Here is a 25556-nt window from a genome sequence, read left to right on the forward strand (position 1 = left end):
GGTTATTTCGCGTCTGGAGGTAACTGATTATATGAGTCCACGCGCTGCTGGCCAGAAAGCTCAGCAATTGCATCAACGATGCGGTCGGTCGCTTGGCGACGTTGCGGCAGCGGATGCTTTCGGCCCAGCTGGTCAAAGTGCAGTGGTTCACCATAATGGATATGGAATTTTGCCGGCCTGAAGCCCTTGGAGCCTGCTGGCTGCAGCTTTTCAGTCCCGATGAGGCCAACAGGGACTACAGGTACGCCAGTGGTCAATGCCAGCCAGCCTACGCCAGTGCGTCCCCGGTAGAGCTTTCCGTCGCGGGAACGGGTTCCTTCGGGATAGATTCCGATTCCGCCGCCCTCCTCAATGATGCCGACCAAGGAATCCAAGGCGGCCACAGAAGCAGCCTGCTCGCCGCGCTGTACAGGAATTGATCCAACGGACTCGAAGAAGGTTTTCATGAGCTTGCCCTTGACGCCTGGTGTGGTGAAGTACTCCGCCTTTGCGAAGAAGGCAACGTCGCGAGGGGTCAGGGCCTGGATAATCAAGGAGTCGAAAAAGGAGAGGTGATTGGAAGCGACAATGAATCCGCCCTCTTTGGGCACATTTTCGAGGCCGGTAACTTCGGCGCGGCATACTCCATTGATAACTCCGCGAATCGAGGCTCGGGTCATGGTGTAGATGCTCATCTATTTCGCACCTTCCTGCATGACGCTTGCTTCAATTTCGAAGGAACGGGCCATCTGCTCCCCCAGGATCGCCTTTGCTAATTCACTGACGTTTTCGACTTGAAGGTCGGCGCTGGCCAGTTCGTCGCCTTGTGCGAATCCCCAAGCCACACCGATAGAAGCAACAGAATTGTCACGCGCCGCATCCAGATCGTAATACCGGTCCCCCACGACAACGCTGGAACTCGCCTCAAGATCCCCATGGGACAAGGCTTCAGCAACGATATGCGTCTTGCTCGAACCAGTACTGCCGTGCTCGTCAGCGTTTCCATGGATCGCGTCGAGGTGCTCAGTCAGGCCTTTGCGTTCCAGAAGGAGGCGTGCGATGTTCACCGGTTTTGCGGTGGTCACAGCAACGTAGATGTTCTCCTGGCGCAGTGCCTCAAGGAGTGAGACGATCCCCGGATAAATCAGCGAATCGTCCATGCCCACCTCTTCGTACCGGGCACGGTACGTCGCGATGATGGAGTCGATATTTTCGTCGGTCACCCCGTCAAGGGTGCGCAGCCCAACTTGCAGTGGCGGACCCACCAGCGCTTCAACACGTGCCTCGCCTGGATCCGGGAGACTGTGGGCCACGAGGGCATGACGAATACCCGAGGTAATAGCACCTGCGGGGTCAACGAGGGTCCCGTCAAGATCAAAGAGCACACTTGTTACCGACATATTCACTTAGCTATCTTCCCATGAAGCGGGCGCGGGTCAGGAATCCATGACCGAAATGGCATATTTCCCCGATCCGCGACGATGCTTCTACAGGATTTCGGCCAAGAATCTCCCGGTGTGCGATTCGCCGACCTTGGCGACCTTTTCAGGTGTTCCAGTCGCCAGAATGGTGCCACCGCCGGAACCGCCTTCGGGACCAAGATCAATGACCCAGTCGGCCGACTTGATCACGTCGAGGTTGTGCTCAATCGTCAAGACGGTGTTGCCCTTGTCCACCAGGCCTTGCAAGACCTTCAGAAGCTTGCGGATGTCCTCAAAATGAAGACCTGTCGTCGGCTCATCCAGGACGTAGATGGAACGGCCGTTCGAGCGCTTCTGCAATTCAGCGGCAAGTTTAACGCGCTGGGCTTCGCCACCGGATAGCGTCGTCGCCGGCTGGCCCAAGCGGACATAGCCCAATCCAACATCGACCAAAGTCCGCAGGTGGCGTGCGATCGGCGTGAAGGCGCTGAAGAATTCAGCTCCCTCGGCAATTGGCATGTTCAAGACATCTGCGATGTTCTTGCCCTTGTAAAGCACCTGCAAAGTTTCGCGGTTGTAGCGTGCGCCATGGCAAACCTCGCACGGCACGTAGACATCAGGCAGGAAGTTCATCTCGATCTTGAGCGTTCCATCGCCAGAGCATGCCTCGCAACGTCCCCCCTTGACATTGAACGAGAATCGACCCGGCTGGTAGCCGCGCAACTTGGCTTCGTTGGTCTCCGCAAAGAGCTTGCGAATGTGGTCGAAAACTCCCGTGTACGTAGCAGGATTGGACCGCGGCGTGCGGCCAATGGGCGACTGGTCCACATGTACGACTTTGTCCAGGTGCTCAAGGCCGAGCACCCGGGTATGCCGTCCCGGTACTTGCTTGGCCCCGTTGAGCTTGTTGGCTAGCACCTTGTACAGGATGTCGTTGACCAAAGTGGATTTGCCCGAACCTGACACGCCAGTCACTGCGGTAAGCAAGCCCAGCGGGAATTCCACGGAAACATCCTGCAGGTTGTTTTCGCTGGCGCCGACTACCTTGAGCTTGCGGTCCTTATCAACCTTGCGGCGCTTCGCTGGGACATCAATCTTCTTGCGCCCCGAGAGGTAGTCTCCGGTCAGCGACTTGGTGTTGGCCTTCAATCCTTCGACCGACCCCGAGTGCACTACTTCGCCGCCGTGCTCACCGGCGCCTGGCCCAATATCCACGATCCAGTCAGCTTCGGCGATGGTGTCTTCGTCGTGTTCAACAACGATGAGCGTATTGCCCAACGAGCGCAGATGCAGCAAGGTGTCGATCAAGCGGCGGTTGTCGCGCTGATGCAACCCGATAGATGGCTCGTCTAGGACGTAGAGGACACCTACCAGACCGGACCCGATCTGAGTTGCCAGGCGAATGCGCTGGGCTTCTCCACCGGACAGGGTGCCGGCAGCGCGCTCCAGGGTGAGGTATTCCAGGCCCACATCCAAGAGGAACTTCATGCGGGCGTCAATTTCCTTCAGCACCTGGGCTGCGATCTTCGCCTCACGGGACGAGAGCTCAATGGTCGACAGGAAGTTGGCAGCGCTGCGCAAATCCATCGCCGACACTTCAGCGATGGAACGTCCGCCGATAAGGACCGACAGCGACGCAGGGTTCAGGCGCGCTCCGCCGCACGTGGGGCAAGGAATCTGGCGCATGTACTGTTCATAGCGATCACGGGCATGATCGGACTCTGTTTCTTCATGCTTGCGGTGAACGTAGGAGATGACCCCTTCGAAACCGGTGGAGTACTTGCGCTCACGACCAAAGCGGTTCTTGTACTGGACCACAACCTTGTGGTCTTTTCCGTTAAGGATCGCTTCGCGGGCCTTGGCAGGCAGGTCCTTCCACTGGGTCTCCATGGTGAATCCGAGTTCGTGGCCCAGGCCTTCGATCAGGCGATTCCAGTATTCAGTGGTTGCCTTGCCCAACGACCATGGGGCGATTGCTCCGTCTGCAAGGGCCACTTCTGGATCGGGCACGATCAGGTGTTCGTCAACTTCCAGCTTGGTGCCGATGCCCGAGCATGCCGAGCACGCGCCGAAAGGATTGTTGAAAGAGAATGTGCGTGGCTCGATTTCATCGATGGCCAGTGGATGCTCATTAGGGCAAGCCAGGTTTTCCGAGAATGCCCGAACTCGTTTCGGGTCATCTTCGGCAAGGTCGACAAAGTCGGCCAGCACGCGGCCGTCGGCGATCCCCAGCGCAGTTTCAATCGAATCGGTCAGGCGCTGGCGTGCATCTTCCTTGATGGCCAAGCGGTCAACGACGACCTCAATGGTGTGCTTCACCTGCTTGGCCAATTTCGGCGGATCATTCAACTGAACGGTGGTGCCATCAACACGGGCGCGCGAGAATCCCTTCGAGGACAGCTCGGCGAAGAGGTCGACGAACTCGCCCTTTCGTGCACGAACCACGGGGGCGAGAATCTGGAAGCGAGTCTTTTCGGGCAGCTCCATGAGCTGGTCCACGATTTGCTGTGGAGTCTGCTTGGAGATCGGCTCATGGCAAATGGGGCAATGCGGGCGTCCGACACGAGCCCACAACAGACGCATGTAGTCGTAGACCTCGGTGATCGTGCCTACTGTTGACCGGGGATTCCGGCTGGTGGACTTTTGGTCAATCGACACCGCCGGAGACAATCCCTCAATGAAGTCAACGTCTGGCTTGTCTACCTGCCCGAGGAACATGCGGGCGTACGCAGAAAGCGACTCAACGTAACGACGCTGGCCTTCAGCGAAGATCGTGTCGAATGCCAGGGAGGACTTGCCGGATCCGGAAAGTCCCGTGAAGACGATCATCGCGTCGCGGGGCAGATCGATGTCCACATTTTTCAGGTTGTGCTCACGCGCTCCCTTAACGACCAGGCGAGTGAGATCTGTTTTCTTGCTCTCTGCAGTAATAGCCACGAAGCCATACTAATCGAAAACTGCTTCGAATAAGTGTACGAATGGACCTATCTCACAGAAATTTTTCTCGAGGCGCATTCGCAGTCCCGGCGAGCGCCAATCCGGGGCTAGTTTCCACTGGCATCGGTCAAGCGATATGCCACCATGCCTTGAAGCGTGCCAACTACAACCAACTCTTTTTCGTCATAGCCGACACGTCCAAATTCCTGAACGACAGGAATTGAATTAGTAGGTTTCCACGAACCGCGCTTGCAGACTCCCTGGACTTCTTGGAACAAAGTATCGCCTGATGCATTATGGTCCCACGGTGCTGTTGTGCCCAATGTCGCGGAATAGATGTAATACGGCTCTCGGTCAGAACTGCAAATCGTCGTTTCCCCCAGCACCTGTTGCATCTCGATAGTTCTTCCTTCTTCTGTAGTGACCGCTTGGTCGCCACCAGCAACTGGAAGTAGTGTCGTCGCTTTTCTCTTTAGAGGAATACCGGCATCCTCACGTCGTTCATCGCAAGCGTATGGGTCTGACAGTTCGAGCTGCCACTTTCTGGCGCCTGTTTTTATATCGATCGCACTCGCGGTCCATGTGACGTTGGTTCTCTCGGCGTAGATTCGACCGCGTTTCCTCGTCAGCACCTGCGTTCCTGCATCGTAGTGGCACACGACTGCAGTTTCTTCGTCGGCCATGAAACCTTGCCCAGTTAGGTCTCCACACGCATAAGCGATTCCTTGTAGTTGCCAAAGGGAACGTCCGGTTTTTGCGTCCATCGCGACAAGTTTGCCCAGGTCGGCCATCCGGCATTTGGCCTTTTTCTTTTCAGAACCGATGAAATCATCCTGCGTTTGAGACCCAAAGCCGATCAGGATCTCTTTGATCTTCCCCACTGAATCCCAATGCCATCCGCCGGTGAACCATACCCTTTGGCAAAGATTTTTTCGTAAGGTCGTTCTCACAAGAGTTTTTGCCATGCGAATAGCTCAGGATTTCCTGGTCATTCTCGTTCCAATAGGACGTGATGCCTTCGCCGAGGCTCCTGCCACCTTCCCGGATTCCTTTTCAAGATCGCGTTCGGGAACGACTTGCCATTGCCTCGAAGCCCATTGGAACTTGAGGTGCACACGTTCGAGCAAGTTCTCGCCACGAGATTTTCGTTCTTCAGTACAGAAGGTGTCGCCACAGACCGACGGTCGATCGCCCCAAGACTCGAAGTTGTTTTTGATCCTGTAAGGCTTGCCCGTGGCGACATTGGTGATTTTCAGCTGGCATAAGCCCCGGTTTTAGTCCCGAGGTATTCGGCATACGTCTTTCCGTTGTACTCGGCGGTAATTACTTCCGGAACGATGCCTCGAGCATCGGCCGCCCCGAGCGCTTCATCTTTCCAAAGCTGCTTGCCGTTGTTCAGGTTTCTGGCAATGACTTCCAACTGCGGTCCCTGGAGCCGATAGGCGATGGCTACCTCTCCGAGAACTGTTACGTCAGATACGAGAACTTCTTCGCTTTCCCAGGCAACAGTCGCGGACACGGGCACCTGCTCTTGTGGCGTCTTTGGGCTTGATTCCGCCTTGTTCGCAGTACAGCCTGGCAGCCCAAGAGCGAGAATTAGCGCTCCTGCAGCGATGACCGCGAAACTCGCGTAGTGCGTGCGACCATTCCTATTCGAGTTCATGGTGGTTTCCTGCCTCCGGGAACGTTAGTTAGTTCCAGAGTCTGAACCGGGATCTCGAACTTTCAGGAGAGTCATCCACAAGTCTTTCAATCACTCATTCGTGGGCCCAAATGCCTAATCGCTTAGCGAGGCAAAGAGCTGAAGGCGGCACGCAGGTACTTTACGGCCGTGGCTTCATCGACTGACCACAGCTGCGCAATCCGGGCCAAATCTGCTGCCGCATCGCTAACTTCTTGTTCGGCTCGGTTCTCTGCAGCCTGTACTACTGTTCCGTGGCGCCCTCGCGTTACAACTGCACCCTGCAGCTCAAGTTCTTTATATACCTTGGCGACAGTATTTACTGCCAGGTTCAGTGTGCCCGACAGCGCCCGTACCGAGGGAAGCTTACTTCCTGGCGCTAATTTGCCTTTGGCGATCGCGGAGAGAATTTGTTCACGGACCTGCTGGTACGGCGCCACGGTGGACTTGGGGTCGATCTTGATGAAACCTAGTTCACTCATGCTTTGCTCCATTCTCCAGGACTATGACTTCTACTGTCCCGAGCCTATCGCGTTGAGCATATATTCCAACGTAGTGTGATGGTATGAACGAACTATTGCTAGATGATGTGACCATCCGCTGGATTTCCGTTTCCGACATGTCGAACAATGTCTATCTCATTACCAACCGCCGGTCGGGCGAACAGCTACTGGTTGATGCCGCAGATGATGCAACGGCCATCGCGAGGCTAATCGATGAGGCAAGAAACGACGCGGATCATCCGCGGATTTCAGGAATCGCGACAACGCACCAGCACTGGGACCACGTACGCGCCTTGGCCGAGCTCGTCGAGCAATACCCGGTGACGACCTACGCGGGCGCCGACGATATGGCAGGCATCAAGAAAGAATCAGGCGTCCAGGTAACGAATGGTTTGAATCATGGCGACCAGCTCAAACTGGGCGATGTCATCATCGAAGCCATCCACCTGCGCGGGCACACTCCTGGTTCCATCGGATATGCGCTGGTGGACTCCTCCGGTCAGCCAGTCATCTTCAGCGGCGACAGCTTGTTCCCCGGTGGCGTAGGAAACACCTGGAAAGATCCGCAGCGCTTCCTATCGTTGATCACTGACGTATCGGAACGAATCTTCGACCGCTTCCCGGATGAAACCAAGGTGCTACCTGGACATGGCGACTCGACCACTCTGGGAGCCGAGCGTCCGCATTTGGAGGAGTGGCGTGAACGCGGCTGGTAACCCCCGGCCAAGGGCATGCGGCCACGCCGCATCCCAGGCCGTATAATCACCACTCGTGAATTCTAGCTCTCCCCGGCGCTATGCCATCCGGCCTTCTCGGCCGGCCATCTTCATCGCGGTCCTGGCACTGATTGCGGTCGTGTCCTACCCGTTGCGCGATGTCCTGTATCTGGGCCTATCAGGATCTGTAAGGGACTCCGCGGTGTTGTCCGCGGCGGCTGCCTTCTGCTCGGAAACCCTGCTCAAGTTCTTGATGCTCGGAGCCATTCTGCTCACGGTGGCTATCTGGTTCCGGGACCGCAACGCCTTCTGGCGTCTGATCTGCGGTGCCCTCGGGGCGGTGCTGGCCTACGCACTGAGCGAATTGCTCAAGGCGCTGGTCGCAGAACAACGCCCCTGCCGAACCCTTGAAGCGGTTACAGCGATGGCCTGCCCGCAACCCGGGGATTGGTCCTGGCCCTCGGCGCGCTGATCGTGCTGGTTTGCATCCATGTGCTGCCCGGGTTGCCGCGCAGATTCCGTCCTTCGGCTGTTCGCTGACCTCAGCCGAGCTTATGGCCGATCATGAAAATGCGGCGGAAGGGGAAATTCGTCAGCTTTGTGCCATCCCGGGTTTCAAAAAGCGGGTAATGCTTGGAGACCTGAATCCGGTAGTCGTTTTCAAAGCTGAGATAGTCCTGCTCGTTCAGTGCGTGGCGCACCGGTAGCAGCGCTGTGCCGCGGACCCAATCCAAAATCGGGTCCTCGCCCAGCAGCAACTGCTGGAAAGTCGTCTCCCACACATTTGCCTGGAACCCGACGTCGAGCAGGAGCCGCTGATAGTCTTCCGGCTCCCCCACAACATTCCCGTCACGCAGAACGCTGCCGAGCTTGCCAGCCCACTTCGCGCTTTCAGCTACCTGGCGCATGAGCGCATGCGAAGGTGAACCGAAGTTGCCCGGCACCTGGATCGCTACATACGAGCCGGTTTTCATCTTCCCAAGCCACGCAGCCAGCAATTCACGATGATCCGGCAACCACTGCAGCATTGCATTGGAAAACAGCAGATCCAGGTCCTCCTCTGGTTGCCATTGCGTTGCATCTGCCAAAGCAAAATCCAGATTCACTTCATGCTCGGACGATACGGCCTTGGCGATCATTTCCTGCGAGGAATCCAGCCCTGTCACCTGCGCTTGCGGCCATCTTTGCGCGATGAGCCGAGTCATGTTACCCGGACCGCAGCCCAGATCCACAACCTTCTTCGGCTCCAGGCCGACTAGCTGGCCGAGCAAATCCTTGTAAGGGCGCCCACGGTAATCAGAGAATTCGGTGTACTTTGCTGGATCCCATTTCATGCCCTAAGCCTAAACCTTTGAACTGCACCCCGATCAGGCGCTCAGTCACACTTCTCAACCGATAGGCTAGTACCATCATGTTGCTCACCGAATATTTGCCAGCAGACAGCAAGAACGTATCCGACGACGAAATCTACGAGTCGTTCGGCCAATGGGTCACCGCCCGCGGCATCACCCTCTACCCCGCGCAGGATGAAGCGTCGATGGCACTGGCCGGCGGCAACAACGTCATCCTTGCCACGCCCACCGGCTCGGGCAAGTCCATGGTGGCCATTGCCGCGCATTTCTACGCCATGGCCCGCGACCAGATCAGCTTCTACACCGCTCCTATCAAAGCGCTGGTATCGGAGAAGTTCTTCGACCTGTGCAAGATCTTCGGCGCAGAAAATGTCGGCATGGTCACCGGCGACTCGTCGGTGAATGCGGACGCGCCGATCATCTGCTGCACCGCGGAAATTCTGGCGAATATCGCGCTTCGCGAAGGCTCAAAGGCCGATGTAGGCTGCGTCATCATGGATGAGTTCCACTTCTATGCCGACCCGCAGCGCGGCTGGGCCTGGCAGGTGCCTCTCATTGAGCTTCCCCAGGCGCAGTTCCTGCTGATGAGCGCCACCCTCGGCGATGTCACCCGCTTCGAGAAGGAACTCGAAGAGCGCACCGGCACCCCGACGGTCACCGTCGCGCATACCGAGCGCCCGATCCCGCTGCACTTCTACTACTCCATGGAGCCGGTTCAGGAAGCGGTCGAGGAACTGATCAAGACCAAGCAGGTCCCGATCTACATCGTCCACTTCTCCCAGCTCGACGCGATCGACCGCGCTACCGGGTTGATGAGCGTTAATGTAGCCACCCGCGAGGAGAAGGAAAAGATCTCGGAGATGATCGGCGGCTTCCGTTTCGCCGCAGGCTTCGGCAAGACCTTGAACCGCCTGGTGCGCCACGGCATCGGCATCCACCACGCGGGCATGCTGCCCAAATACCGCCGCCTGGTCGAGCAGCTGGCCCAGGCCGGCCTGCTCAAGGTCATCTGCGGCACGGACACCCTGGGCGTGGGCATCAACGTGCCGATCCGCACCGTGGTCATCACCGCGCTGTCCAAGTTCGACGGTACCCGTACCCGTATCGTGAACGCCCGCGAGTTCCACCAGATCGCCGGCCGTGCCGGTCGTGCGGGCTTCGATACCGCAGGCACCGTGCTGGTCCAGGCGCCCGAGCATGCGATCGAGAACCACAAGGCCATGGAAAAGGCGCTGAAGAAGCACGGCGAGGGCTCGTCGAAGCTCAAGCAGATCCCGAAGAAGAAGCCGCCGCAGAACTTCGTGACCTGGGGCGAGAAGACCTTTGAGAAGATCGTCGAGGCCTCCCCCGAGACGCTGAAGTCCTCCTTCCAGGTCTCGCACTCGATGCTGCTGAACCTGCTCGAGCGCGAAGACAATGCCTTCGAAGCCGCCCAGCGCCTGCTCTCCGAGAACCATGAGACCCCGGCTTCGCAGCGCAAGCTGAAGCTGCGCGCCCTGGGCATCCTGCGAGAGCTGATCGCCACCGAGGTTGTGGTACGCCGCGATGAGCCTGACGAGTACGGCAACTACTACGAGCTGACCGTGCACCTGCAGCAGAACTTCGCGCTGAACCAGCCGCTCTCCCCCTTCGCCCTGGCCGCCTTGGACCTGCTGGATCCGGAATCCGCCAGCTACGCGCTGGATGTGGTTTCGGTGATCGAAGCGACCTTGGAAAAGCCGCGCCAGGTGCTCTCGGGCCAGGAGAAGAAGGCCCGCGGCGAAGCCATTGCCGCGATGAAGGCCGAAGGCATGGACTACAACGACCGGATGAACGCGCTGGACGAAATCACCTATGCGATGCCGCTGGCCGAGAAGCTGGAATCAGCGTTCGAGCAGTACCGCTCCGGCGCCCCCTGGCTTTCGGACTTCGAGCTGGCGCCGAAGTCCATCGTGCGCGACATGTACGAACGCGCCATGGGCTTCTCCGATTTTGTCCAGTACTACCAGCTGGCACGCTCCGAGGGCGTCTTGCTGCGCTATCTGACCGATGCCTACAAGGCGCTGCGCCAGACCGTCCCGCAGGACGCCCTGCGCGAGGACCTTGAAGACCTGATCGAATGGCTCGGCGAGATGATTCGCCAGATCGACTCGTCGCTGCTGGACGAGTGGGAGGAGCTCTCCCGCGGCGAGCTGAGCGAAGAAACCGAAACGGCCCCGCCTCCGGCACCGGAAAAGCTGACCAGCAACAAGCGCGCATTCCGCGTCATGGTGCGCAATGAGATGTTCCGCCGCGTCAAGCTATTTGCCGACGAACAGGATCAGGCCCTGGGCGAGCTCGATGGACATAACGGCTTTGACGCAGATACGTGGGCCGATGCGATGGATGGCTACTTCGACGAGCATGAGGACATCGACGATGGCCCGACCGGCCGCAGCTCGAAGCTGTTCATCGTCAATGAGCTGCCCAACCGCGTTTGGGAAGTCCGCCAGATCTTCGCCGATCCTTCTGAACACCACGACTGGGGTATCAGCGCAACGATCTCCCTGGACGACTCAGATGAAGTAGGCGCACCAGTGGTGACCGTGAATTCCGTGGGACGAATGGACTAGCCCGATGACCGCCATCAGCTACGTGGTGCTCCGCCGGGGCAACGAGGTGTTGTTGCAGCTTCGGCAGGGCACGGGCTTCATGGACGGCTGCTGGGGTATTGCTGCTGCTGGACACCTCGAGCCTGGCGAATCAAGCGAGGCCGCGGCGATCCGGGAAGCTCGGGAAGAATTGGGCGTGAGCATTGCTCTGGCCGATCTTCGAGCGTTGGCCATTGTGCCGCGGCGGCAACCGGTGGCAGGTGACGATGGCATGACCGATCATTTTTATCTGGCCACCGCTTGGGCTGGAACACCTCGCATCATGGAACCGGATAAGGCCTCGGATTTACGCTGGTTCCGGGATGATCTGCTTCCCGAAAATCTGGTACCCCACGAGAAAGCAGTGCTCTCGGGGATTCTTCGACGATAGAGGCCAAAGCGCACGGCTGCCCGATCAAGGCAGCTTCGCATCAATAGCCGATTTGATCTCACATGGATACTGCCCGTTGCAGGGTTATCGATTAATCGATAGCCAGGCTGCGGGCAGCGTCGTAGGGTATGTCCATGAACGGATTACAGCTGCGCCTGGCAGGTGCTTGCGTCATACTGTTTGTCCTGATCGTCCTGCTCAGCGGCTGGTCGGCACTTTTTGCCGCCGAAGCGCTGCTCTCCACGTTGCTCCAGGCTGGGCTTTTGGTGCTCGGGCTGGCATTGGTCTATCAAGGCGAAAACCTTCGTGCGGCTCAAGCCAAATACTGAAGTTATCGACCGGCGAGCTCCTTGAGCCAACTGGAGCAGGCGACGGCCTGCTGTGCGTGATAATCGCACAAAGTCGGCATCGAAGGTATCGGCGGTCTGCGGGCAGCGTCCCAGTAAAATCCAGTTAACCCTGCCAGCACAGCAACCAGTGCCTCAGGAGCTATTGACTCGAAAACAGCGTGTGTGTCGACGATAGCCTGAACGTCGAGTTCAGGAGCGTGTAATCTGGCCTCGATCAACACTGTCAAAGCGTCGTACCACGAGGCACCGCGAGATGCCCACGGCCAATCCACGAATGAAATATCTCCACTCTCACTAATCAGGATATTGTCGGCGCGCAAGTCTGAATGAACCAAATCGTTCCCCGATAGTGAAACAGTTCCGAGCTCCGACAACTTATTAAGATGCTCAAGATTCTGTGCAATCCAACGATCGTCAGGTTCAAATCCGTCTTTGATCATCCTGGCGAAACCTGCAAAGTCCTCTCGAAGCTCCTCTTCAAGGATTGGAAGACTCTCGACTGCTTGCACTTCAACGGTTGACCTAATGCTCACCAGCGTGTCCAGAACCATACGAAGTTCCTCGGTTTTCCACGGGACACTGGGGCAGGTGCCCTCAGCTGCGGCAAAGATCAGCGCTTGCCACCCATGCCATCGAACACCTGACAAGAATTTCGGGGCCGGAATAGTTGCTGGCAAGATAGCGGCAATCTTTGCCTCACTCGCGTGTAATGAGGCCGCATGCTGATTAACGCCAGCATCCACTGCTTTAACAAACACCGAACGTCCATCTCGTAGCTTCAGCAGGTCGGCGCTTCCAGGCGAGAAGCCACCTACTCGGCTCACTGAGCCAACCACAGGGGTGCCTAGTTGGCGTTCAATGATTGAACGAAGTTCCTGCGGAAGTTCAGGCCACGAAACCCGCCTCGTGAATTCAATTCGCATGAAATGCGATACTGCCAGATCGCTGCCTAGTTAACAAGCGCTGCTGCAATGACAAGTGTCCGGAGGAATGCGGGTCAGGCAACAATGAGCGCGACGCCGACGTAGGTCGTCAACAAGGTCGCGAAAAGCCACTCCGCCGTGGATCCCGTCTCTGCAAGGACAGGGACAGCCACGCGTCCGTTGGCTTTCCAGCAACCCCCAACCAGCGGCAGCTTGCGGAACCAGCGTGGCGAGCCAATCTTGATCGGCCAAATGAGATTGCAGCCGCCGACGGTCAGCATGTCCCCGAGCACATGCACGATGACTCCCAAGGCCACTGCCAGCAGGAACCAGGTGTTTTCTTCGGGAGCGTTCACGCCGACAAAGGCTCCGGTGGCCAAGGCAATGACCCAGCACAGCACCGGCGGCATGAACTTCACGGACTTCACGGCAAAGGAGATCAGCAGGACTGCGAAGAGGGCCGCTCCTGGATAGACCGTGCCCAGCGCCGCGGTATGAACGTCCCAGCCATTTGCAAGCCACGCAATAAAGATAAAAAAAGCCATGCCCAAAATGGAATGCGTGCCGTTGCGGTGTCCCCCGGAAACTTCACCGATGACTCGGGCAAAAATACTGGAAAAGGGCGGCAGGGCGCGGGCGATGGTTGCACCGTGATGATCTGCATCGGGAAGCAATGCTGCACCAGCACAAACGATCGCCCCAGCGAGCGTCTCCCAGCGGTCCATCTGGAAGGTACCCAGCCCCAGGTCAACCGACCCCACGGTGACCGGAGTAGTAATTGCCAACCATGCGGCTGCGCCGCTCACCGCGTGGTGTCCACCCATCATGCATTCAACCTTAGGACTGGTCACCGACGTTTTAGCGATACGACAGCGGTAAGCTAGGACACATGAGTATTGTGCGTGAAGCTGTCATCGATGATTGCCCTCAAATTCTGGAATTGATCCAGGAACTCGCAGACTATGAGAAGGAGCCGGACGCGGTGCGCAACACCGTTCAGGACCTTGAGCAGCATCTGTTTGGCAACAGCCCCCGGGCGTTCGCTCATGTGGCTGAGGACGAATCCGGAGTCGTCGGCATAGCCATTTGGTATTTGACCTATTCCACGTGGGAAGGCCGCTACGGAATTCACTTGGAGGACTTGTACGTTCGAGCAAACCAGCGCGGCTTGGGCACCGGAAATGCCTTGTTGCGCACGCTGGCAAAGATCTGCGTTGAACGAGGATACAAGCGCCTGGAATGGCAAGTTCTTGACTGGAACGAACCAGCCATCAAATTTTATGACGCAATCGGCGCGGGTGCACTGACCGGGTGGACCACCCGGCGCCTGGACAGCGACGCGCTACAGGCCCTCGGAACGCAAGGAGCAAAGTAATGGCGCATTACCGCGGCATGGACGTCACCGATCACCGGATCGAGGTCCCGCTGGATCACTCGCATCCAGAAGGCGAAGAAATCTCGGTGTTCGCCCGAGAGGTCAGCACCGATTCGACGAAGCCCTGGCTGCTGTTCCTGCAGGGCGGTCCGGGAGGAAAATCGCCAAGGCCCGGTTCGTTGTCGGGCTGGCTGGCCGAAGCGGTGAAGCACTTCCGTGTTCTCTTGCTTGATCAGCGTGGCACCGGCCTATCAACGCCGGCCAACCGAAAAACCTTGCCGCTGCGCGGAGACTCAGCGGCCCAGGCACGCTATCTGGAGCACTTCCGTGCTGACTCGATCGTGCGTGATGCAGAGGCCTTCCGTGAATATCTGGGCATCGATCAGTGGAGCACCCTGGGGCAAAGCTACGGCGGGTTCTGCACCCTGACCTATCTCTCGCTCTTCCCGCAGTCCCTCACCCGCTGCCTGGTCACCGGAGGTCTGGCATCGCTGGATCAAGATGCGAAGACCGTATACCGGGCCACCTACCAGCGCATGACCGAACGCAACCGCGAATACTTTTCCTGGTATCCGCAGGACTTCGAAACCCTGCACCGGATCTACGAGCATGTGCGCGAGAACCGCGACGAGCGATTGCCCAACGGCCAGCAGGTCACCGTCCCGCTGGTGCAGATGCTCGGCATGTACTTGGGCGGCAATACCCGGGTGCACCTGCTGCACCACATTTTCGAGGAAGCCTTCAACCAAACGCCAGGCGGGCCGCGGCTTTCCGATGCCTTCCTCGATGCGTTGCAGGCTCAATCCTCATTCGCTTCAAACCCGCTCTACGCGCTGATGCATGAAACGATCTATGCCCAGGGCGAGGCAACAAACTTCGCCGCCGAACAGGTACTCCCGGAATACCCCGACTTCACCGTGCATGCGGCAACGCCGCTGTTGACCGGTGAAATGATCTTCCGATGGCATTTTGCCGAGGATCCGGCCTTGCGCCCGTTGGAAGATGTGGCCCGAATTCTGGCCGAGCACGAGCATTTTGCTCCGCTCTACGATCTGGACGTGCTCGCAAAGAACACCGTGCCGGTGGCCGCAGCTGTGTACCACGATGATGTCTATGTCGATCGTGAGCTGTCGCTGCGCACCGCATCCCAGGTCGCCGGGCTTCAGGCCTGGGTTACGGACGAATATCATCACGATGGCATCGGTGACGAAGGACCGGCGATCTTCCGCCGGCTTTTGGCCATGGCCAACGGCGAGGATCCCGAGGCCGCTGCCAAGGATCAGTAGGGTTCAAAAGCAAAGTCGCGCTGCTCCTCTGAAGGAGCGGCGCGACTTTTCAATATCCAGAACCTAGCCGTCCAAGTCGGCGGCGATCCGATCGTTGATTCGCAGCATCAGTGGAACCACGCGGGCCAGGGCCTGCTGTTCGGTGTCGCTGAAATCGTCCATGCCGCCGAGCAGCACGTTGATGGCCCGCTGGCGGTAGCCATGGATTTCTTCGCGGCCTGCCCCGGTCAAGCTGACCAGGCTTGCCCGTCCGTCCTTTGGATCAGGCTCGCGCTGCACCATATGATCGTTTTCGAGACGGATAATCAGTCCGGTCATCGTCGGCTGGGCGACACGCTGTTCAATTGCCAGGTCGCCCACGCGCTGGGCGCCCAGCCGGTCCAGCGACGAAAGCACCCGCCAAGCGGTGACAGAGCGCCCCTGCCCGGCGGCCTGCCCCAACAAGCGGGACATGGTTCCTGAAGCCAGGGCCAGATCGGTGGCTACGGCTCCTGCATCAAGCGGTGCATCACTCATTTGCTATCCCCCACGAGAAGTTCCATGAAATAGAAGCTGGCCAGAGAAAACCCGCCGTCCGGCCCCAAAGGGGCCAAGCGGCGGGCTTGCATCAGCTAGCTACTTTTCGGTTGGGTTGCTTGCTTTTTCCGACGCCTTGGTGACTTCTTCAGCCTCGGCGTTGGCTGCCGCGCGCTTGCCCCATGGGGTCCACAGCGACATGACGGTGGCAACAACGATGGCACCCAGGATCACCAGCAGGGACAGCCCCACGGAGATGTCCAGCCATGCGTAGTGCAGCGGCTCGCCGCCGTTGATGAACGGGAGGTTGTTTTCATGCAGTGCGTGGAAGACCAGCTTGACGCCGATGAAGGCCAGGATGAAGCTCAGTGCGTGCTTCAGGAAAACCAGTCGGTTCATCAGGCCGCCGAGCAGGAAGTACAGCTGGCGCAGGCCCATCAAGGCGAAGATGTTCGCGGTGAAGACGATGAAGGCTGATTTGGTCAGGCCGAAGATTGCAGGAATCGAGTCGAATGCGAACAGCAAGTCGGTCATGCCGATGGTCACGAAGACCAGGACCATCGGGGTGAACAGCTTCTTGCCGTCGATCACGGTGCGCAGCTTGGCGCCATCGAAGTCCTTGGAGATCGGCAGCTTGCTGGTCAGCTTCTTGACCAGGCCGCTCTCTTCGTCCTCGTCTTCGTCCTTGAGCTGGTTCCAAGCGGTCCACAGCAGGAAGGCGCCGAAGATGTAGAAGACCCACGACCACTGCTCGATGATGGCAGCGCCGAGCACGATGAAGATCGCGCGCAGGATCAGCGCGATGATGATGCCGAACATCAGCACTTCCTGCTGATATTTCCGTGGTACCGAGAAGCGCGCCATGATGATGATGAAGACGAACAGGTTGTCGACGGACAACGCGTATTCGGTGATCCAGCCGGCGTAGAACTCCTGGCCGAGCTGCGGGCCGGACTGGGTCCAGATGACCGCGCCGAAAATCAGTGCCAGTGCGATGTAAATGCCGACAAAGATGCCAGCTTCCTTCATGGAAGGGATGTGCGGACGCTTGGTGACGTACAACAAGTCTGCAATGAGAACTGCGCACAGTACGATCAGCGCGATGATCTCGAATTGAATGGTTAACCCATGAGTGCCCACGGACGAGCGACCTTTCGTTGGAGGGTATGGAAAATCGCCGCAAGTCTCTCCGCCGTCGCCCCGGCCTTCGAATCGCTTCAAAGGCTGGCCTGGTGATCGGCTGCTGCGCCCGGCGAATCGCCATTGATTCGCGTGTTGACGTTCACAGCATTGGGATACTCCCCTACGTCCAAGCATTAAGTGTAGCGCACAGCATCTCCACAGGCTTCCCCCAAAGCAGGCCTCCGGCCCTCTGCCCCGCCGCTAAGCGTGCCCGGCGGCCTTCATCTGGCGTAATTCCTTCTTCAACTCGGACACCTCATCACGGATGCGGGCGGCCAATTCAAACTGCAATTCGGCGGCCGCAGCGTGCATCTGCTCGGTCATCTCCTCGATCTGCGAGAGCAGGTCCTCGGCAGGTGCCGCCGCCAGCCCGTCCTTGCGCACGCTCGACGAGGCCTTGGTCCGCTTCGCGTCCTTGGCCAGCCGGTTGTTGTTCAGCAATTCCTGCGTGTCGGCATCCTCGCGCGCCAGCTGGTCGGTGATATCGGCGATCTTCTTGCGCAACGGCATCGGGTCAATGCCGTGCTCCTTGTTGTGCGCCTCCTGGATCGCCCGTCGGCGATTGGTTTCCTCGATGGCCTGGTCCATGGCGTCGGTGATCTTGTCCGCGTACATGATCACCTGGCCGGACACGTTGCGGGCGGCACGGCCGATGGTCTGGATCAGCGAGGTTGCCGAACGCAGGAAGCCCTGCTTGTCGGCGTCGAGGATCGCCACCAGCGACACCTCCGGCAGGTCCAGCCCCTCGCGCAGCAGGTTGATGCCCACCAGCACATCAAAGGAGCCCATGCGCAGTTCGCGCAGCAGCTCCACGCGCCGGATGGTGTCCACATCCGAGTGCAGGTATTGCACCCGCACCTGGTGCTCGGTCAGGTAATCGGTCAGGTCTTCGGCCATGCGCTTGGTCAGCGTGGTGACCAGCACGCGCTCATCGCGGTCCACGCGGGTGCGGATCTCATCGAGCAGGTCGTCGATCTGCCCCTTGGTCGGCTTGACGATGATCTCCGGGTCGATCAGGCCTGTCGGGCGGATGATCTGCTCGACGAACCCGTCGGATTTGCCCAGCTCGTACTTGCCCGGGGTAGCCGAAAGGTAGACGGTCTGCCCGATGCGCTCCAGGAACTCGTCCCACTTCAGCGGTCGGTTGTCCATCGCGGAGGGCAGGCGGAAGCCGTGCTCCACCAGGGTGCGCTTGCGCGACATGTCGCCCTCGTACATGGCGCCGATCTGCGGCACGGTCACGTGCGACTCGTCGATGACCAGCAGGAAGTCATCGGGGAAGTAGTCGATCAGGCAGTGCGGGGCGCTGCCTGCCTCGCGGCCGTCGATATGCCGCGAGTAGTTCTCGATGCCGTTGCAGAAGCCCATCTGCTCCATCATTTCCAGGTCATAGGTGGTGCGCATGCGCAGCCGCTGGGCCTCGACCAGCTTGTTCTGCGATTCGAGCTCCTTCAGGCGCACCGCCAGCTCGTCCTCGATCCGCTTGATTGCCTTGCCCATGCGCTCGGCGCCGGCCACATAGTGGCTGGCCGGGAAAATGTACATTTCGGTTTCCTCGCGGATCGCCTCTCCGGTGACCGGGTGCAGGGTGTAGATCGCTTCGACTTCGTCGCCGAAGAACTCGATGCGCACCGCCTGCTCCTCGTACATCGGGATGATTTCCACGGTATCCCCGCGCACCCGGAAGGTGCCGCGGTGGAAGTCCATGTCATTGCGGGTGTACTGCATGGCGACGAACTGGCGCAGCATGGCGTCGCGATTCAGCTCCTCGCCGGTGCGCACGGTGACCATGCCGGCCACGTACTCCTCGGGGGTGCCCAAGCCGTAGATGCAGGACACAGTGGCGACCACGATGGTATCGCGCCGGGTCAGCAGCGAGTTGGTCGCCGAGTGGCGCAGCCGCTCGACCTCCTCGTTGATCGAAGAGTCCTTCTCGATAAAGGTATCGGTCTGCGGGACGTAGGCCTCGGGCTGGTAGTAGTCGTAGTAGGAGACGAAGTACTCCACCGCGTTATTGGGCATCAGCTCGCGGAATTCATTGGCCAGCTGGGCGGCCAGGGTCTTGTTCTGCACCAGCACCAAGGTCGGGCGCTGCACCTGCTCCACCAGCCAGGCGGTGGTCGCGGACTTGCCGGTACCGGTGGCACCGAGCAGCACGATGTCCTTTTCGCCGTTGTTGATGCGCTCGGTCAGCTCCTTAATGGCCTGCGGCTGGTCGCCGGCGGGCTCATATTCGCTGATGACTTCAAAGGGGGCAACAACGCGCTTAATCGGCTGGGCAAGACTCATGCATCCAGCATATCCACTTGGCCCGACCGTTTGGGCCTTGCCGTGGCCAGCTTTCAGCTTAAAGCGGCGCGCTGCTACTTGCGCATGCCATAGCGGATCGCATTGCGCTTCACGGTGCGCCCGATGACGTTGCCGAAAAAGCCCACGGTCATGATGGTCGCGGCGATCAGCCCGAGCAGGGCCAGCCACCCGGAAATGTAGACCACCGGTGAATACGGCCCGGAATCCCGGGCAACGAATTCAGCGCGTCCGCCAAATCCCAGCCATAACACCAGCGCGAGGGCGAAAGCGATCAGGGTGGTCCACTTGCAGATCCTGTACATTCCTACTCCTGTGCTGGCGCCAGTTGGCGGTAAAGGGCAGTAACCTGCGCCTCGAGTTCTTCCAGGGTCCCCGAATTCTCCAGCAGGTAATCGGCCACGGCCGCCCGCTGCTCATCGGTGGCCTGCGCGGCCATCCGGGATTCGGCATCCTGGCTGGTCCACCCGCGGTTCTGGACCATGCGGCGGATGCGTTCTGCCTGCGGGGCCTGCACGACGATCACCGCATCGAATTTTCCTGCCTGCCCGGACTCGACCAGCAGCGGGATGTCCTCCACCACCAGGGCGCCGTGCGGGGCTTGCTCGCGTGCCACGGCGGCCGCCTGGCGCACCAAGGGGTGGACGATCGCGTTCAGCTTCTGGCGGGCCTGTTCATCGGCGAAGACGATCGCACCCAGGGCCTTGCGATCCAGGGAGCCGTCGGGCTGCAAAATTTCCGGCCCGAAACAGTCCTTGATTGCAGCCAGTCCGTCGGTGCCGGGGGCAACCACCTCGCGCGCCAAGGCGTCGGCGTCGATCACCACCGCTCCGAGCTCAGCCAATTTAGCTGCAACCGCAGATTTTCCGGAGGCTACTCCCCCGGTCAGTCCCACATGCTTCATGCTTCCACCCTATAAACTATTAGCGATGAACACCAACGAATCGGCCGCGACCAGCTACACCACGCTGCGCGGCGACAGCGTGCACGAGCTGGAAATCAAGCGCTCGCGCTTCATCACCTATCTCTACCGGGTAGAAACCGAAGCCGAGGCCCGCAACCGCATCGCCGGCCTGCGCAAAACCCACTTTGATGCGCGGCACCATTGCACCGCCTTCATCCTTGGCCCCGATCGGATGACCCAGCGCTCCAACGACGACGGGGAACCCGCGGGCACCGCCGGCATCCCGATGCTTGATGCCCTGGCCAAACGTGATCTGCCCGATCAAAGCCATCTCTCGGACACGCTGGCGGTAGTTGTCCGCTACTTTGGCGGGATCAAGCTGGGGGCCGGCGGGCTGGTGCGCGCCTATTCGGAAGCGGTCTCCTCGGGCCTTGACCACGCAGGCCTGCTGCGCCGCCAGCGCCTGCGGATTTTCACCCTGCCGGCATCCCACGCTTCAGCTGCACGCTATGAGAACGAACTGCGCGCCGCCGGCTACCAGATCGAGCCCACGCACTGGGAAGCAGAAGCCGCACTGGTGCACATCGGCATTCCCGACACCCCCGAAGCCGCCGAAGAATTGCGCATCCACGTCGCCGCACTGACCGCCGGGGCCGGAGAACTGGCCACCGCAACTACCCGATGGGTTGATCTGATTTGACTACCTCTCCCGGCCCTGCCGCCGATCTTGAAGCCCTGCTCAGCCAGCTGGGCCGCTGGCCAGATGTCCAGGCGCCGAACCTTTTCGCCGCCGATGCCGCCGACAGGCTCATCTTGGACACCGCAGCCCGCGACTTGGCGAACACCGGCTGGCCCTCCACCATGGCCATCGTCGGCGACCACTACGGCGCGCTTGCCGCGGGGGCGCTGGCCCTGGGCAGCACGTCGGTGCGCGTGCACACCGACTCGCTGACCGCCCGCCGCGCCATCGAGGCCAATGTCCGCCAGCTGCTTCCCGACGCCGCCGATCTGCTCCGCTTCTACCCGCTGGCCCAGGTCGCCGAACAGGCCGGCACCATTCTCCTCGCCCTGCCTCGCGGCCTGGATGTCCTGGACGAACAGGCCGCAGCCCTCGCCGCCGTCGCCGCGCCCGAGGCCCGGTTATTTGCCGGTGGCCGCATCAAGCACATGAGCCGGTCGATGAACCAGGTGCTCGCCGCCCGATTCGCCCGGGTGGATGTCTCCCTGGCACGGCAAAAGTCCCGTGTCCTGATCGCCAGCGATCCCCTGCCCAGGCAACCAGCCTGCAGTTTCCCCGCCACCGCCACCCACCATGTGAACGGAACCGATTTCACCTTGCATGCCGGGGCGGGCACCTTCGGCGCGGCCCGCTTGGATCCAGGCACCCGACTGCTTTTGGAGCACCTGCCCGATCTTTCGGCGCATGCCGCCCTCGTGGATCTCGCCTGCGGAAATGGCTCCATCGGCGTCTATGCGGCGCTCACCCATCCCCGCTTGCAGGTTATCGCTTCCGACCATTCGGCCTCCGCGGTTGCCTCAACCTTGGCCGCCGCTGCCCGCAACGGGCTATCAGACCGCATGACCGCGACCCAGGATGACGCGCTCAGCCGCCTGCCGGCGAACTCGGCCACGCTCATCACGCTCAATCCGCCCTTCCATATCGGCAACACGGTGACCGCCGACATCGCCTTCAAGCTCATCGACGATGCGGCCCGCGTCCTGGCACCCGGCGGCGTCTTGCTTTGCGTATTCAATTCGCATTTGCGCTACCGCAGCGAATTAGCCCGCCGCATCGGTCCCACGGCGCAATTGGCACGCGACAAGACCTTCACGGTTACTTCCTCCATCAAGGGGTCCTGAAGCTTTTCCACAGCTCGCGCTTTTTGCGTTGCGCCGCGGCACCTGCAGCGCATTCTTGGCCCATGAGCGAAACCGTTGGCCAGGCAATTGCCAGCCTCACCCGAGCGATCAAGGACTCCTCGTGCCTCACCGCCGAAGATGCCCTGGGCATCGCCACGCTCATCCCGGCCCTGCACCAGCGCCTCGCCCCGGATTCTGAGGCAGGGCCGGAACCCCAATCCGCCTACCAGCAGGATCCGCGCTTTGCGCTGGCGCTGGCCACCTCGGCCGAATTTGCCGCCCACCAGGCGCTGCGCACCCAGATTTACGCGGCTCATCTCATCGAATCCACGGCGGCCAACACCCTCGCCGAAGGCGAACTGGACGCCGTGCGGGCAGGAACTGTCGATTTCACCCGCCCCGCGCAGCGCACCGGCCAGCGCCCGCCCTTCCCCAACTGCACCGACTTGCTCGCCTCGTGGGTGGACCTGGGGCATTTCGAGGCACGGCGGCGCATGGCCAGCGCCCATCATGTTCTTGCCCAGTTCGATTACCAGCATCAGCGCTATCCTGCACAGTTCCCCCTGCTGGCCCAGCGTTTTCGCGATAGCTCCCGTCCTCCAGCGGAGGCACTATCTGTGGCCCGCCGGCTGCGCACCCTGGAACCGGAACGAGACGAGTTCGCCCCTCCGACAACCTCCACCGTGCGCGATGACCATGGCCGGCTGCTGGAATCCGTGCTGGATGCGGAAATGGATGAACCGGATGCTGGAACCCGTCGCAAGGCGATCAATCTGGTCCTCAAAACGGCACGCGATCAACAGTCGGAAGACCAACCCGAAGCCCAGGAAGGAATCTTCCGCAAGGGCTTGCGCCGTGGCTTGATCTGGTACGAGCTGGGGCTGCGCCCAATCCGGGCCGATCTCTTCGAATCCGGGCTCGCCCAAGCCGATAACCCGCGCTCCGGTGCTGGCCAGACAGCTCGTGAAGCGTTCACCGACGAGCAGGGCGATGCCGAAAAGGCCTCTGGCGACCATCCGGATTTTGTCACCGATGAGGAAGCCGCAACCGCCGAAGCACCGGAAGCACCGCCGATCGCTCCGGCCGCTCGCCGGCTCAATGCCATGATGCTGTTGCTTGAACTCAACGCCAAGCGTCTAAAGCGCCTGCTCGATGCAACCCTGAATCGGGCCGCGGATCCGGGCTCTTCCCCACCGGATGCTGCGAATCTGGATTTGCCCGTGATCAACCCCCGGGTGGTGGTCATGTTGACGCTTGCAGAGCTGGAAGGCCGAGCAGAAACCCATGGAATGACGGCCCATGGCTTTAAGCTCAGCGCCACGGACCTGCGGCAAACTCTGGCCAATGCAAGAATCATTCCCATGGTTTTGGGCGGCAAGGGTGAAATATTGGATATCGGCCGCAGCCAGCGCAAGCATCCAGGCTATATGCGGCTTGGCGTAGCGGTGCGCGATCGAGGCTGTATCGTCCCGGGATGCACCATGGATCCTGAGCGGTGCAATATCCACCACATCTGGTTCTGGTCCGAGGGTGGTGTCACCTCGGTCTATTGGAGTGCCATGCTCTGCGATGGGCATCACCACGACGTGCATGCCGGATTGATCAAAGTCATCCCCGATGATGGAGTCCCCAAAGTCATTCTGCCAAGTTTTATGGATCCGACGCAGGCTCCTGTGCGCAATCGCTACCACTTGATAGGGACTGCCTAGCCGGGCCGGGGCTGCCTTGAACCCGCAATGCGGTCGAGGCACCTCGATGGCTTTCTCGCTCAGGCAAGGAAGGGGCGCGCCCCCTGAACGCGCACTGCTTCCGCTTCAATACCCACCGATCGCAGACTTATCCGGTCCATTTCTTCTCGGGTATTCTCCTGGAGGGACTCGGCGGCAAGCGTGTTGTCGGCCGGATCGATGACTTTCAGAACGCGCTTTGAGCGGTTCAGCGGTTCACGCGCAGCAAGCGGTGCATAGTAGTCGCTGGCCTGTTCTCCGCCGCCGTACAACCATGGCGATCGCACCGACACCGGGCGCGAACCCCAGCCGGTGAGTCCCACAATGTTCATGCGTTGCCGGGTCCCGTCGAGAATCTTGCCGGTGAGGTTCCTGCCATAGACCCATGGCTGCTGGGCTATTTGCAAGAATTCGGAATGGCTGAGCTTATTGACAGCCTCAATGCCGTGCACCTGGCAGAAGTCGGAGACAAAAATGAACCGGGGGTCCACAAATGGTTTTTTGCTCTCGTTTTTCTCAGAGTCGCGGCAGCTGCATTTCCAAGTTTCTTGTTCGATCAGGATCGCCTGTCCCAGCACGCGCAACGGGGTGGGACCGATTTGCGCATCGACAGGTATTTCTAGCGCGAAGATCCCAACGGACCGGCTGCCAATCCAGCGCAGAATGCTGAGCAGGAAGCAGACGGCTAGAAGAGTCATTGCGGCCAGCAGGTCAAAACGGAACCCGGCGTCGAGGTCGGATAGCGACCTGGTCTCGGTGCTGAAATATTCCCACGCAAGTCGCACCGCCGGATACGCAAGTGCCCCCAAGGCCAGATTCCAAGCAACAGGCGACATGTATTTGGTGACGCCAAAGCATCGGCGCTCGGCCGAAGCCAAGGTGAGGCTGCCGGTCGCCTCCCTTCGCCAGCTTCTCAGCAGGCTCTTGAATCGCGCGTCGCTGGCAGCCACGAGGATCGACAGCAACCCGTAATATCCCAGCGCAACCATCATGAAGGTTTGAATTGCGCTGTGGTGCGGCTGGAAGCAATAGATGATGCCCGTGATCCCGACCCCCAACCATGGTGCCTGTCTGCCGCTGCCGAAAATCAGCGCAATTGCAAAGGCGATCGTGGACAGGGACACCAGGCCCCACAGCCCGTCGGCCACCAGGGCGAGCGCACTGAGCTGATCGTGGAGGACAAACAAGATAATCCCCATGGGGAGCCATGCGCCGGCTGCGACCCAGAAATTGGGAATGGTCCGGGGCACGGACGCCCACTCTTCGCGTGTTACCTGCTTCAGGACAATCTGCTTGCCTGCCTTCGGACTCAGCGCAGTACTGCCGTGTCCGCTCTTTTCGGTCTCCATGTGTACCTGACCACCGTCTGCTAATGGACCTCATTGGTGCCGGTTTAGTCTATCGTTGGCAGGTTATAGCCCGAGTCCTCCTTGTGGGCTATTCCTGAACCGGTGGCATCAGCAGAATTGGTGACGACCCGATCGCAGCAAATTCCATGGCCGCGGGGTTAAAGTACGAAGGCCCAACCCTTTCGGGT

At 59.9% G+C, this 25556-nt stretch carries 25 protein-coding genes; 10 read left to right on the forward strand and 15 right to left on the reverse strand.

Features of this window, described 5'->3' with window-relative positions; translation table 11 throughout:
* Window positions 1-2: 2 nt before the first annotated feature.
* The 6 genes from AC6CHO_RS00165 to AC6CHO_RS00190 all read right to left on the reverse strand — a co-directional run bounded on the left by AC6CHO_RS00165 (window position 3) and on the right by AC6CHO_RS00190 (window position 6500).
* Window positions 3-674: a lysophospholipid acyltransferase family protein gene (locus AC6CHO_RS00165; RefSeq protein WP_444663491.1), complete on the reverse strand. Its 672-nt coding sequence runs from the start codon at window positions 672-674 to the stop codon at window positions 3-5.
* Window positions 675-1379, reverse strand: coding sequence for an HAD hydrolase-like protein (locus AC6CHO_RS00170; protein ID WP_498213077.1), 705 nt, complete (start codon window positions 1377-1379; stop codon window positions 675-677).
* Between the two features lie 87 nt (window positions 1380-1466).
* Window positions 1467-4337: an excinuclease ABC subunit UvrA gene (uvrA, locus tag AC6CHO_RS00175; protein WP_498213079.1), complete on the reverse strand. Its 2871-nt coding sequence runs from the start codon at window positions 4335-4337 to the stop codon at window positions 1467-1469.
* A gap of 107 nt (window positions 4338-4444) precedes the next feature.
* Complete coding sequence (locus AC6CHO_RS00180) at window positions 4445-5302, reverse strand: hypothetical protein (protein WP_498213081.1); 858 nt, start codon at window positions 5300-5302, stop codon at window positions 4445-4447.
* A 287-nt stretch (window positions 5303-5589) separates the two neighbouring features.
* Window positions 5590-6000 carry a hypothetical protein gene (locus AC6CHO_RS00185; RefSeq protein ID WP_498213082.1) on the reverse strand — a complete coding sequence of 137 codons (411 nt, stop codon included), beginning with the start codon at window positions 5998-6000 and terminating at the stop codon, window positions 5590-5592.
* A 122-nt stretch (window positions 6001-6122) separates the two neighbouring features.
* Entirely contained in the window at window positions 6123-6500 is a 378-nt protein-coding gene (locus tag AC6CHO_RS00190; RefSeq protein ID WP_146275308.1) for a GntR family transcriptional regulator, read from the reverse strand.
* A gap of 83 nt (window positions 6501-6583) precedes the next feature.
* Here AC6CHO_RS00190 and AC6CHO_RS00195 point away from each other — a divergent pair, with 83 nt between their 5' ends.
* A complete protein-coding gene (locus tag AC6CHO_RS00195) occupies window positions 6584-7237 on the forward strand; it encodes an MBL fold metallo-hydrolase (RefSeq protein WP_498213084.1) in 654 nt (217 codons plus the stop codon).
* 55 nt (window positions 7238-7292) lie between these two features.
* A complete protein-coding gene (locus AC6CHO_RS00200; protein WP_498213085.1) occupies window positions 7293-7709 on the forward strand; it encodes a hypothetical protein in 417 nt (138 codons plus the stop codon).
* A 70-nt stretch (window positions 7710-7779) separates the two neighbouring features.
* Here AC6CHO_RS00200 and AC6CHO_RS00205 read toward each other — a convergent pair whose 3' ends face one another.
* The gene (locus AC6CHO_RS00205) at window positions 7780-8571 is read right to left on the reverse strand and encodes a methyltransferase domain-containing protein (RefSeq protein WP_498213086.1); all 792 of its coding nucleotides are present in this window, start codon (window positions 8569-8571) and stop codon (window positions 7780-7782) included.
* 77 nt (window positions 8572-8648) lie between these two features.
* Between AC6CHO_RS00205 and AC6CHO_RS00210 the strand changes: the two genes are divergently transcribed.
* The 3 genes from AC6CHO_RS00210 (at window position 8649) to AC6CHO_RS00220 (ending at window position 11918) form a co-directional block, all read left to right on the forward strand.
* Window positions 8649-11180, forward strand: coding sequence for a DEAD/DEAH box helicase (locus tag AC6CHO_RS00210; protein ID WP_498213088.1), 2532 nt, complete (start codon window positions 8649-8651; stop codon window positions 11178-11180).
* Window positions 11181-11184: 4 nt separating this feature from the next.
* A complete protein-coding gene (locus AC6CHO_RS00215; protein WP_498213089.1) occupies window positions 11185-11589 on the forward strand; it encodes an NUDIX domain-containing protein in 405 nt (134 codons plus the stop codon).
* Between the two features lie 134 nt (window positions 11590-11723).
* Window positions 11724-11918 carry a hypothetical protein gene (locus tag AC6CHO_RS00220; protein WP_171919689.1) on the forward strand — a complete coding sequence of 65 codons (195 nt, stop codon included), beginning with the start codon at window positions 11724-11726 and terminating at the stop codon, window positions 11916-11918.
* Between the two features lie 2 nt (window positions 11919-11920).
* Here AC6CHO_RS00220 and AC6CHO_RS00225 read toward each other — a convergent pair whose 3' ends face one another.
* The gene (locus tag AC6CHO_RS00225) at window positions 11921-12862 is read right to left on the reverse strand and encodes a hypothetical protein (RefSeq protein ID WP_498213090.1); all 942 of its coding nucleotides are present in this window, start codon (window positions 12860-12862) and stop codon (window positions 11921-11923) included.
* Window positions 12863-12936: 74 nt separating this feature from the next.
* Complete coding sequence (locus AC6CHO_RS00230) at window positions 12937-13689, reverse strand: metal-dependent hydrolase (RefSeq protein ID WP_498213091.1); 753 nt, start codon at window positions 13687-13689, stop codon at window positions 12937-12939.
* A 62-nt stretch (window positions 13690-13751) separates the two neighbouring features.
* Between AC6CHO_RS00230 and AC6CHO_RS00235 the strand changes: the two genes are divergently transcribed.
* The gene (locus AC6CHO_RS00235; RefSeq protein WP_498213093.1) at window positions 13752-14237 is read left to right on the forward strand and encodes a GNAT family N-acetyltransferase; all 486 of its coding nucleotides are present in this window, start codon (window positions 13752-13754) and stop codon (window positions 14235-14237) included.
* A complete protein-coding gene (locus tag AC6CHO_RS00240; protein WP_498213095.1) occupies window positions 14237-15523 on the forward strand; it encodes an alpha/beta fold hydrolase in 1287 nt (428 codons plus the stop codon). Before AC6CHO_RS00235 ends, AC6CHO_RS00240 begins: the two co-directional genes overlap by 1 nt.
* Before the next feature lie 63 nt (window positions 15524-15586).
* Here AC6CHO_RS00240 and AC6CHO_RS00245 read toward each other — a convergent pair whose 3' ends face one another.
* The 5 genes from AC6CHO_RS00245 to coaE all read right to left on the reverse strand — a co-directional run bounded on the left by AC6CHO_RS00245 (window position 15587) and on the right by coaE (window position 20432).
* Complete coding sequence (locus AC6CHO_RS00245; protein ID WP_498213096.1) at window positions 15587-16039, reverse strand: MarR family winged helix-turn-helix transcriptional regulator; 453 nt, start codon at window positions 16037-16039, stop codon at window positions 15587-15589.
* Between the two features lie 99 nt (window positions 16040-16138).
* Window positions 16139-17179: a TerC/Alx family metal homeostasis membrane protein gene (locus AC6CHO_RS00250; RefSeq protein WP_444663461.1), complete on the reverse strand. Its 1041-nt coding sequence runs from the start codon at window positions 17177-17179 to the stop codon at window positions 16139-16141.
* Window positions 17180-17422: 243 nt separating this feature from the next.
* A complete protein-coding gene (uvrB, locus tag AC6CHO_RS00255) occupies window positions 17423-19510 on the reverse strand; it encodes an excinuclease ABC subunit UvrB (protein ID WP_498213097.1) in 2088 nt (695 codons plus the stop codon).
* Window positions 19511-19584: 74 nt separating this feature from the next.
* Window positions 19585-19833, reverse strand: coding sequence for a hypothetical protein (locus AC6CHO_RS00260; protein WP_444663458.1), 249 nt, complete (start codon window positions 19831-19833; stop codon window positions 19585-19587).
* Between the two features lie 2 nt (window positions 19834-19835).
* Window positions 19836-20432, reverse strand: coding sequence for a dephospho-CoA kinase (gene coaE / locus AC6CHO_RS00265; RefSeq protein WP_444663456.1), 597 nt, complete (start codon window positions 20430-20432; stop codon window positions 19836-19838).
* Window positions 20433-20457: 25 nt separating this feature from the next.
* On the opposite strand from coaE, the gene AC6CHO_RS00270 reads away from it, so the two are divergent.
* The 3 genes from AC6CHO_RS00270 to AC6CHO_RS00280 all read left to right on the forward strand — a co-directional run bounded on the left by AC6CHO_RS00270 (window position 20458) and on the right by AC6CHO_RS00280 (window position 24001).
* A complete protein-coding gene (locus AC6CHO_RS00270) occupies window positions 20458-21132 on the forward strand; it encodes a YigZ family protein (protein ID WP_498213099.1) in 675 nt (224 codons plus the stop codon).
* Window positions 21129-22292 (forward strand): class I SAM-dependent methyltransferase, encoded by a 1164-nt coding sequence (locus AC6CHO_RS00275; protein WP_498213100.1) that lies wholly within the window; start codon window positions 21129-21131, stop codon window positions 22290-22292. The genes AC6CHO_RS00270 and AC6CHO_RS00275 overlap by 4 nt, the downstream gene beginning before the upstream one ends.
* Before the next feature lie 62 nt (window positions 22293-22354).
* A complete protein-coding gene (locus AC6CHO_RS00280) occupies window positions 22355-24001 on the forward strand; it encodes an HNH endonuclease signature motif containing protein (protein ID WP_498213101.1) in 1647 nt (548 codons plus the stop codon).
* Window positions 24002-24060: 59 nt separating this feature from the next.
* On the opposite strand, the gene AC6CHO_RS00285 is transcribed toward AC6CHO_RS00280, so the two are convergent.
* Window positions 24061-25368: a hypothetical protein gene (locus AC6CHO_RS00285; RefSeq protein WP_498213102.1), complete on the reverse strand. Its 1308-nt coding sequence runs from the start codon at window positions 25366-25368 to the stop codon at window positions 24061-24063.
* Window positions 25369-25556: the final 188 nt, after the last annotated feature.

It is taken from the genome of Glutamicibacter sp. GQ173 (genome assembly GCF_059759215.1).

Excerpts from the sequence above, each read along its gene's own strand:
- AC6CHO_RS00270 (WP_498213099.1), top strand. The coding sequence starts at position 20,458 with ATGAACACCAACGAATCGGCCGCGACCAGCTACACCACGCTGCGCGGC.
- AC6CHO_RS00280 (WP_498213101.1), top strand. The coding sequence starts at position 22,355 with ATGAGCGAAACCGTTGGCCAGGCAATTGCCAGCCTCACCCGAGCGATC.
- AC6CHO_RS00245 (WP_498213096.1), bottom strand. The coding sequence starts at position 16,039 with ATGAGTGATGCACCGCTTGATGCAGGAGCCGTAGCCACCGATCTGGCC.
- uvrB (WP_498213097.1), bottom strand. The coding sequence starts at position 19,510 with ATGAGTCTTGCCCAGCCGATTAAGCGCGTTGTTGCCCCCTTTGAAGTC.
- AC6CHO_RS00235 (WP_498213093.1), top strand. The coding sequence starts at position 13,752 with ATGAGTATTGTGCGTGAAGCTGTCATCGATGATTGCCCTCAAATTCTG.
- AC6CHO_RS00215 (WP_498213089.1), top strand. The coding sequence starts at position 11,185 with ATGACCGCCATCAGCTACGTGGTGCTCCGCCGGGGCAACGAGGTGTTG.
- AC6CHO_RS00240 (WP_498213095.1), top strand. The coding sequence starts at position 14,237 with ATGGCGCATTACCGCGGCATGGACGTCACCGATCACCGGATCGAGGTC.
- AC6CHO_RS00220 (WP_171919689.1), top strand. The coding sequence starts at position 11,724 with ATGAACGGATTACAGCTGCGCCTGGCAGGTGCTTGCGTCATACTGTTT.
- AC6CHO_RS00195 (WP_498213084.1), top strand. The coding sequence starts at position 6,584 with ATGAACGAACTATTGCTAGATGATGTGACCATCCGCTGGATTTCCGTT.
- AC6CHO_RS00185 (WP_498213082.1), bottom strand. The coding sequence starts at position 6,000 with ATGAACTCGAATAGGAATGGTCGCACGCACTACGCGAGTTTCGCGGTC.
- AC6CHO_RS00170 (WP_498213077.1), bottom strand. The coding sequence starts at position 1,379 with ATGTCGGTAACAAGTGTGCTCTTTGATCTTGACGGGACCCTCGTTGAC.
- AC6CHO_RS00165 (WP_444663491.1), bottom strand. The coding sequence starts at position 674 with ATGAGCATCTACACCATGACCCGAGCCTCGATTCGCGGAGTTATCAAT.
- AC6CHO_RS00225 (WP_498213090.1), bottom strand. The coding sequence starts at position 12,862 with ATGCGAATTGAATTCACGAGGCGGGTTTCGTGGCCTGAACTTCCGCAG.
- AC6CHO_RS00180 (WP_498213081.1), bottom strand. The coding sequence starts at position 5,302 with ATGGCAAAAACTCTTGTGAGAACGACCTTACGAAAAAATCTTTGCCAA.
- AC6CHO_RS00210 (WP_498213088.1), top strand. The coding sequence starts at position 8,649 with ATGTTGCTCACCGAATATTTGCCAGCAGACAGCAAGAACGTATCCGAC.
- AC6CHO_RS00285 (WP_498213102.1), bottom strand. The coding sequence starts at position 25,368 with ATGGAGACCGAAAAGAGCGGACACGGCAGTACTGCGCTGAGTCCGAAG.
- AC6CHO_RS00205 (WP_498213086.1), bottom strand. The coding sequence starts at position 8,571 with ATGAAATGGGATCCAGCAAAGTACACCGAATTCTCTGATTACCGTGGG.
- AC6CHO_RS00190 (WP_146275308.1), bottom strand. The coding sequence starts at position 6,500 with ATGAGTGAACTAGGTTTCATCAAGATCGACCCCAAGTCCACCGTGGCG.
- AC6CHO_RS00260 (WP_444663458.1), bottom strand. The coding sequence starts at position 19,833 with ATGTACAGGATCTGCAAGTGGACCACCCTGATCGCTTTCGCCCTCGCG.
- coaE (WP_444663456.1), bottom strand. The coding sequence starts at position 20,432 with ATGAAGCATGTGGGACTGACCGGGGGAGTAGCCTCCGGAAAATCTGCG.
- AC6CHO_RS00230 (WP_498213091.1), bottom strand. The coding sequence starts at position 13,689 with ATGATGGGTGGACACCACGCGGTGAGCGGCGCAGCCGCATGGTTGGCA.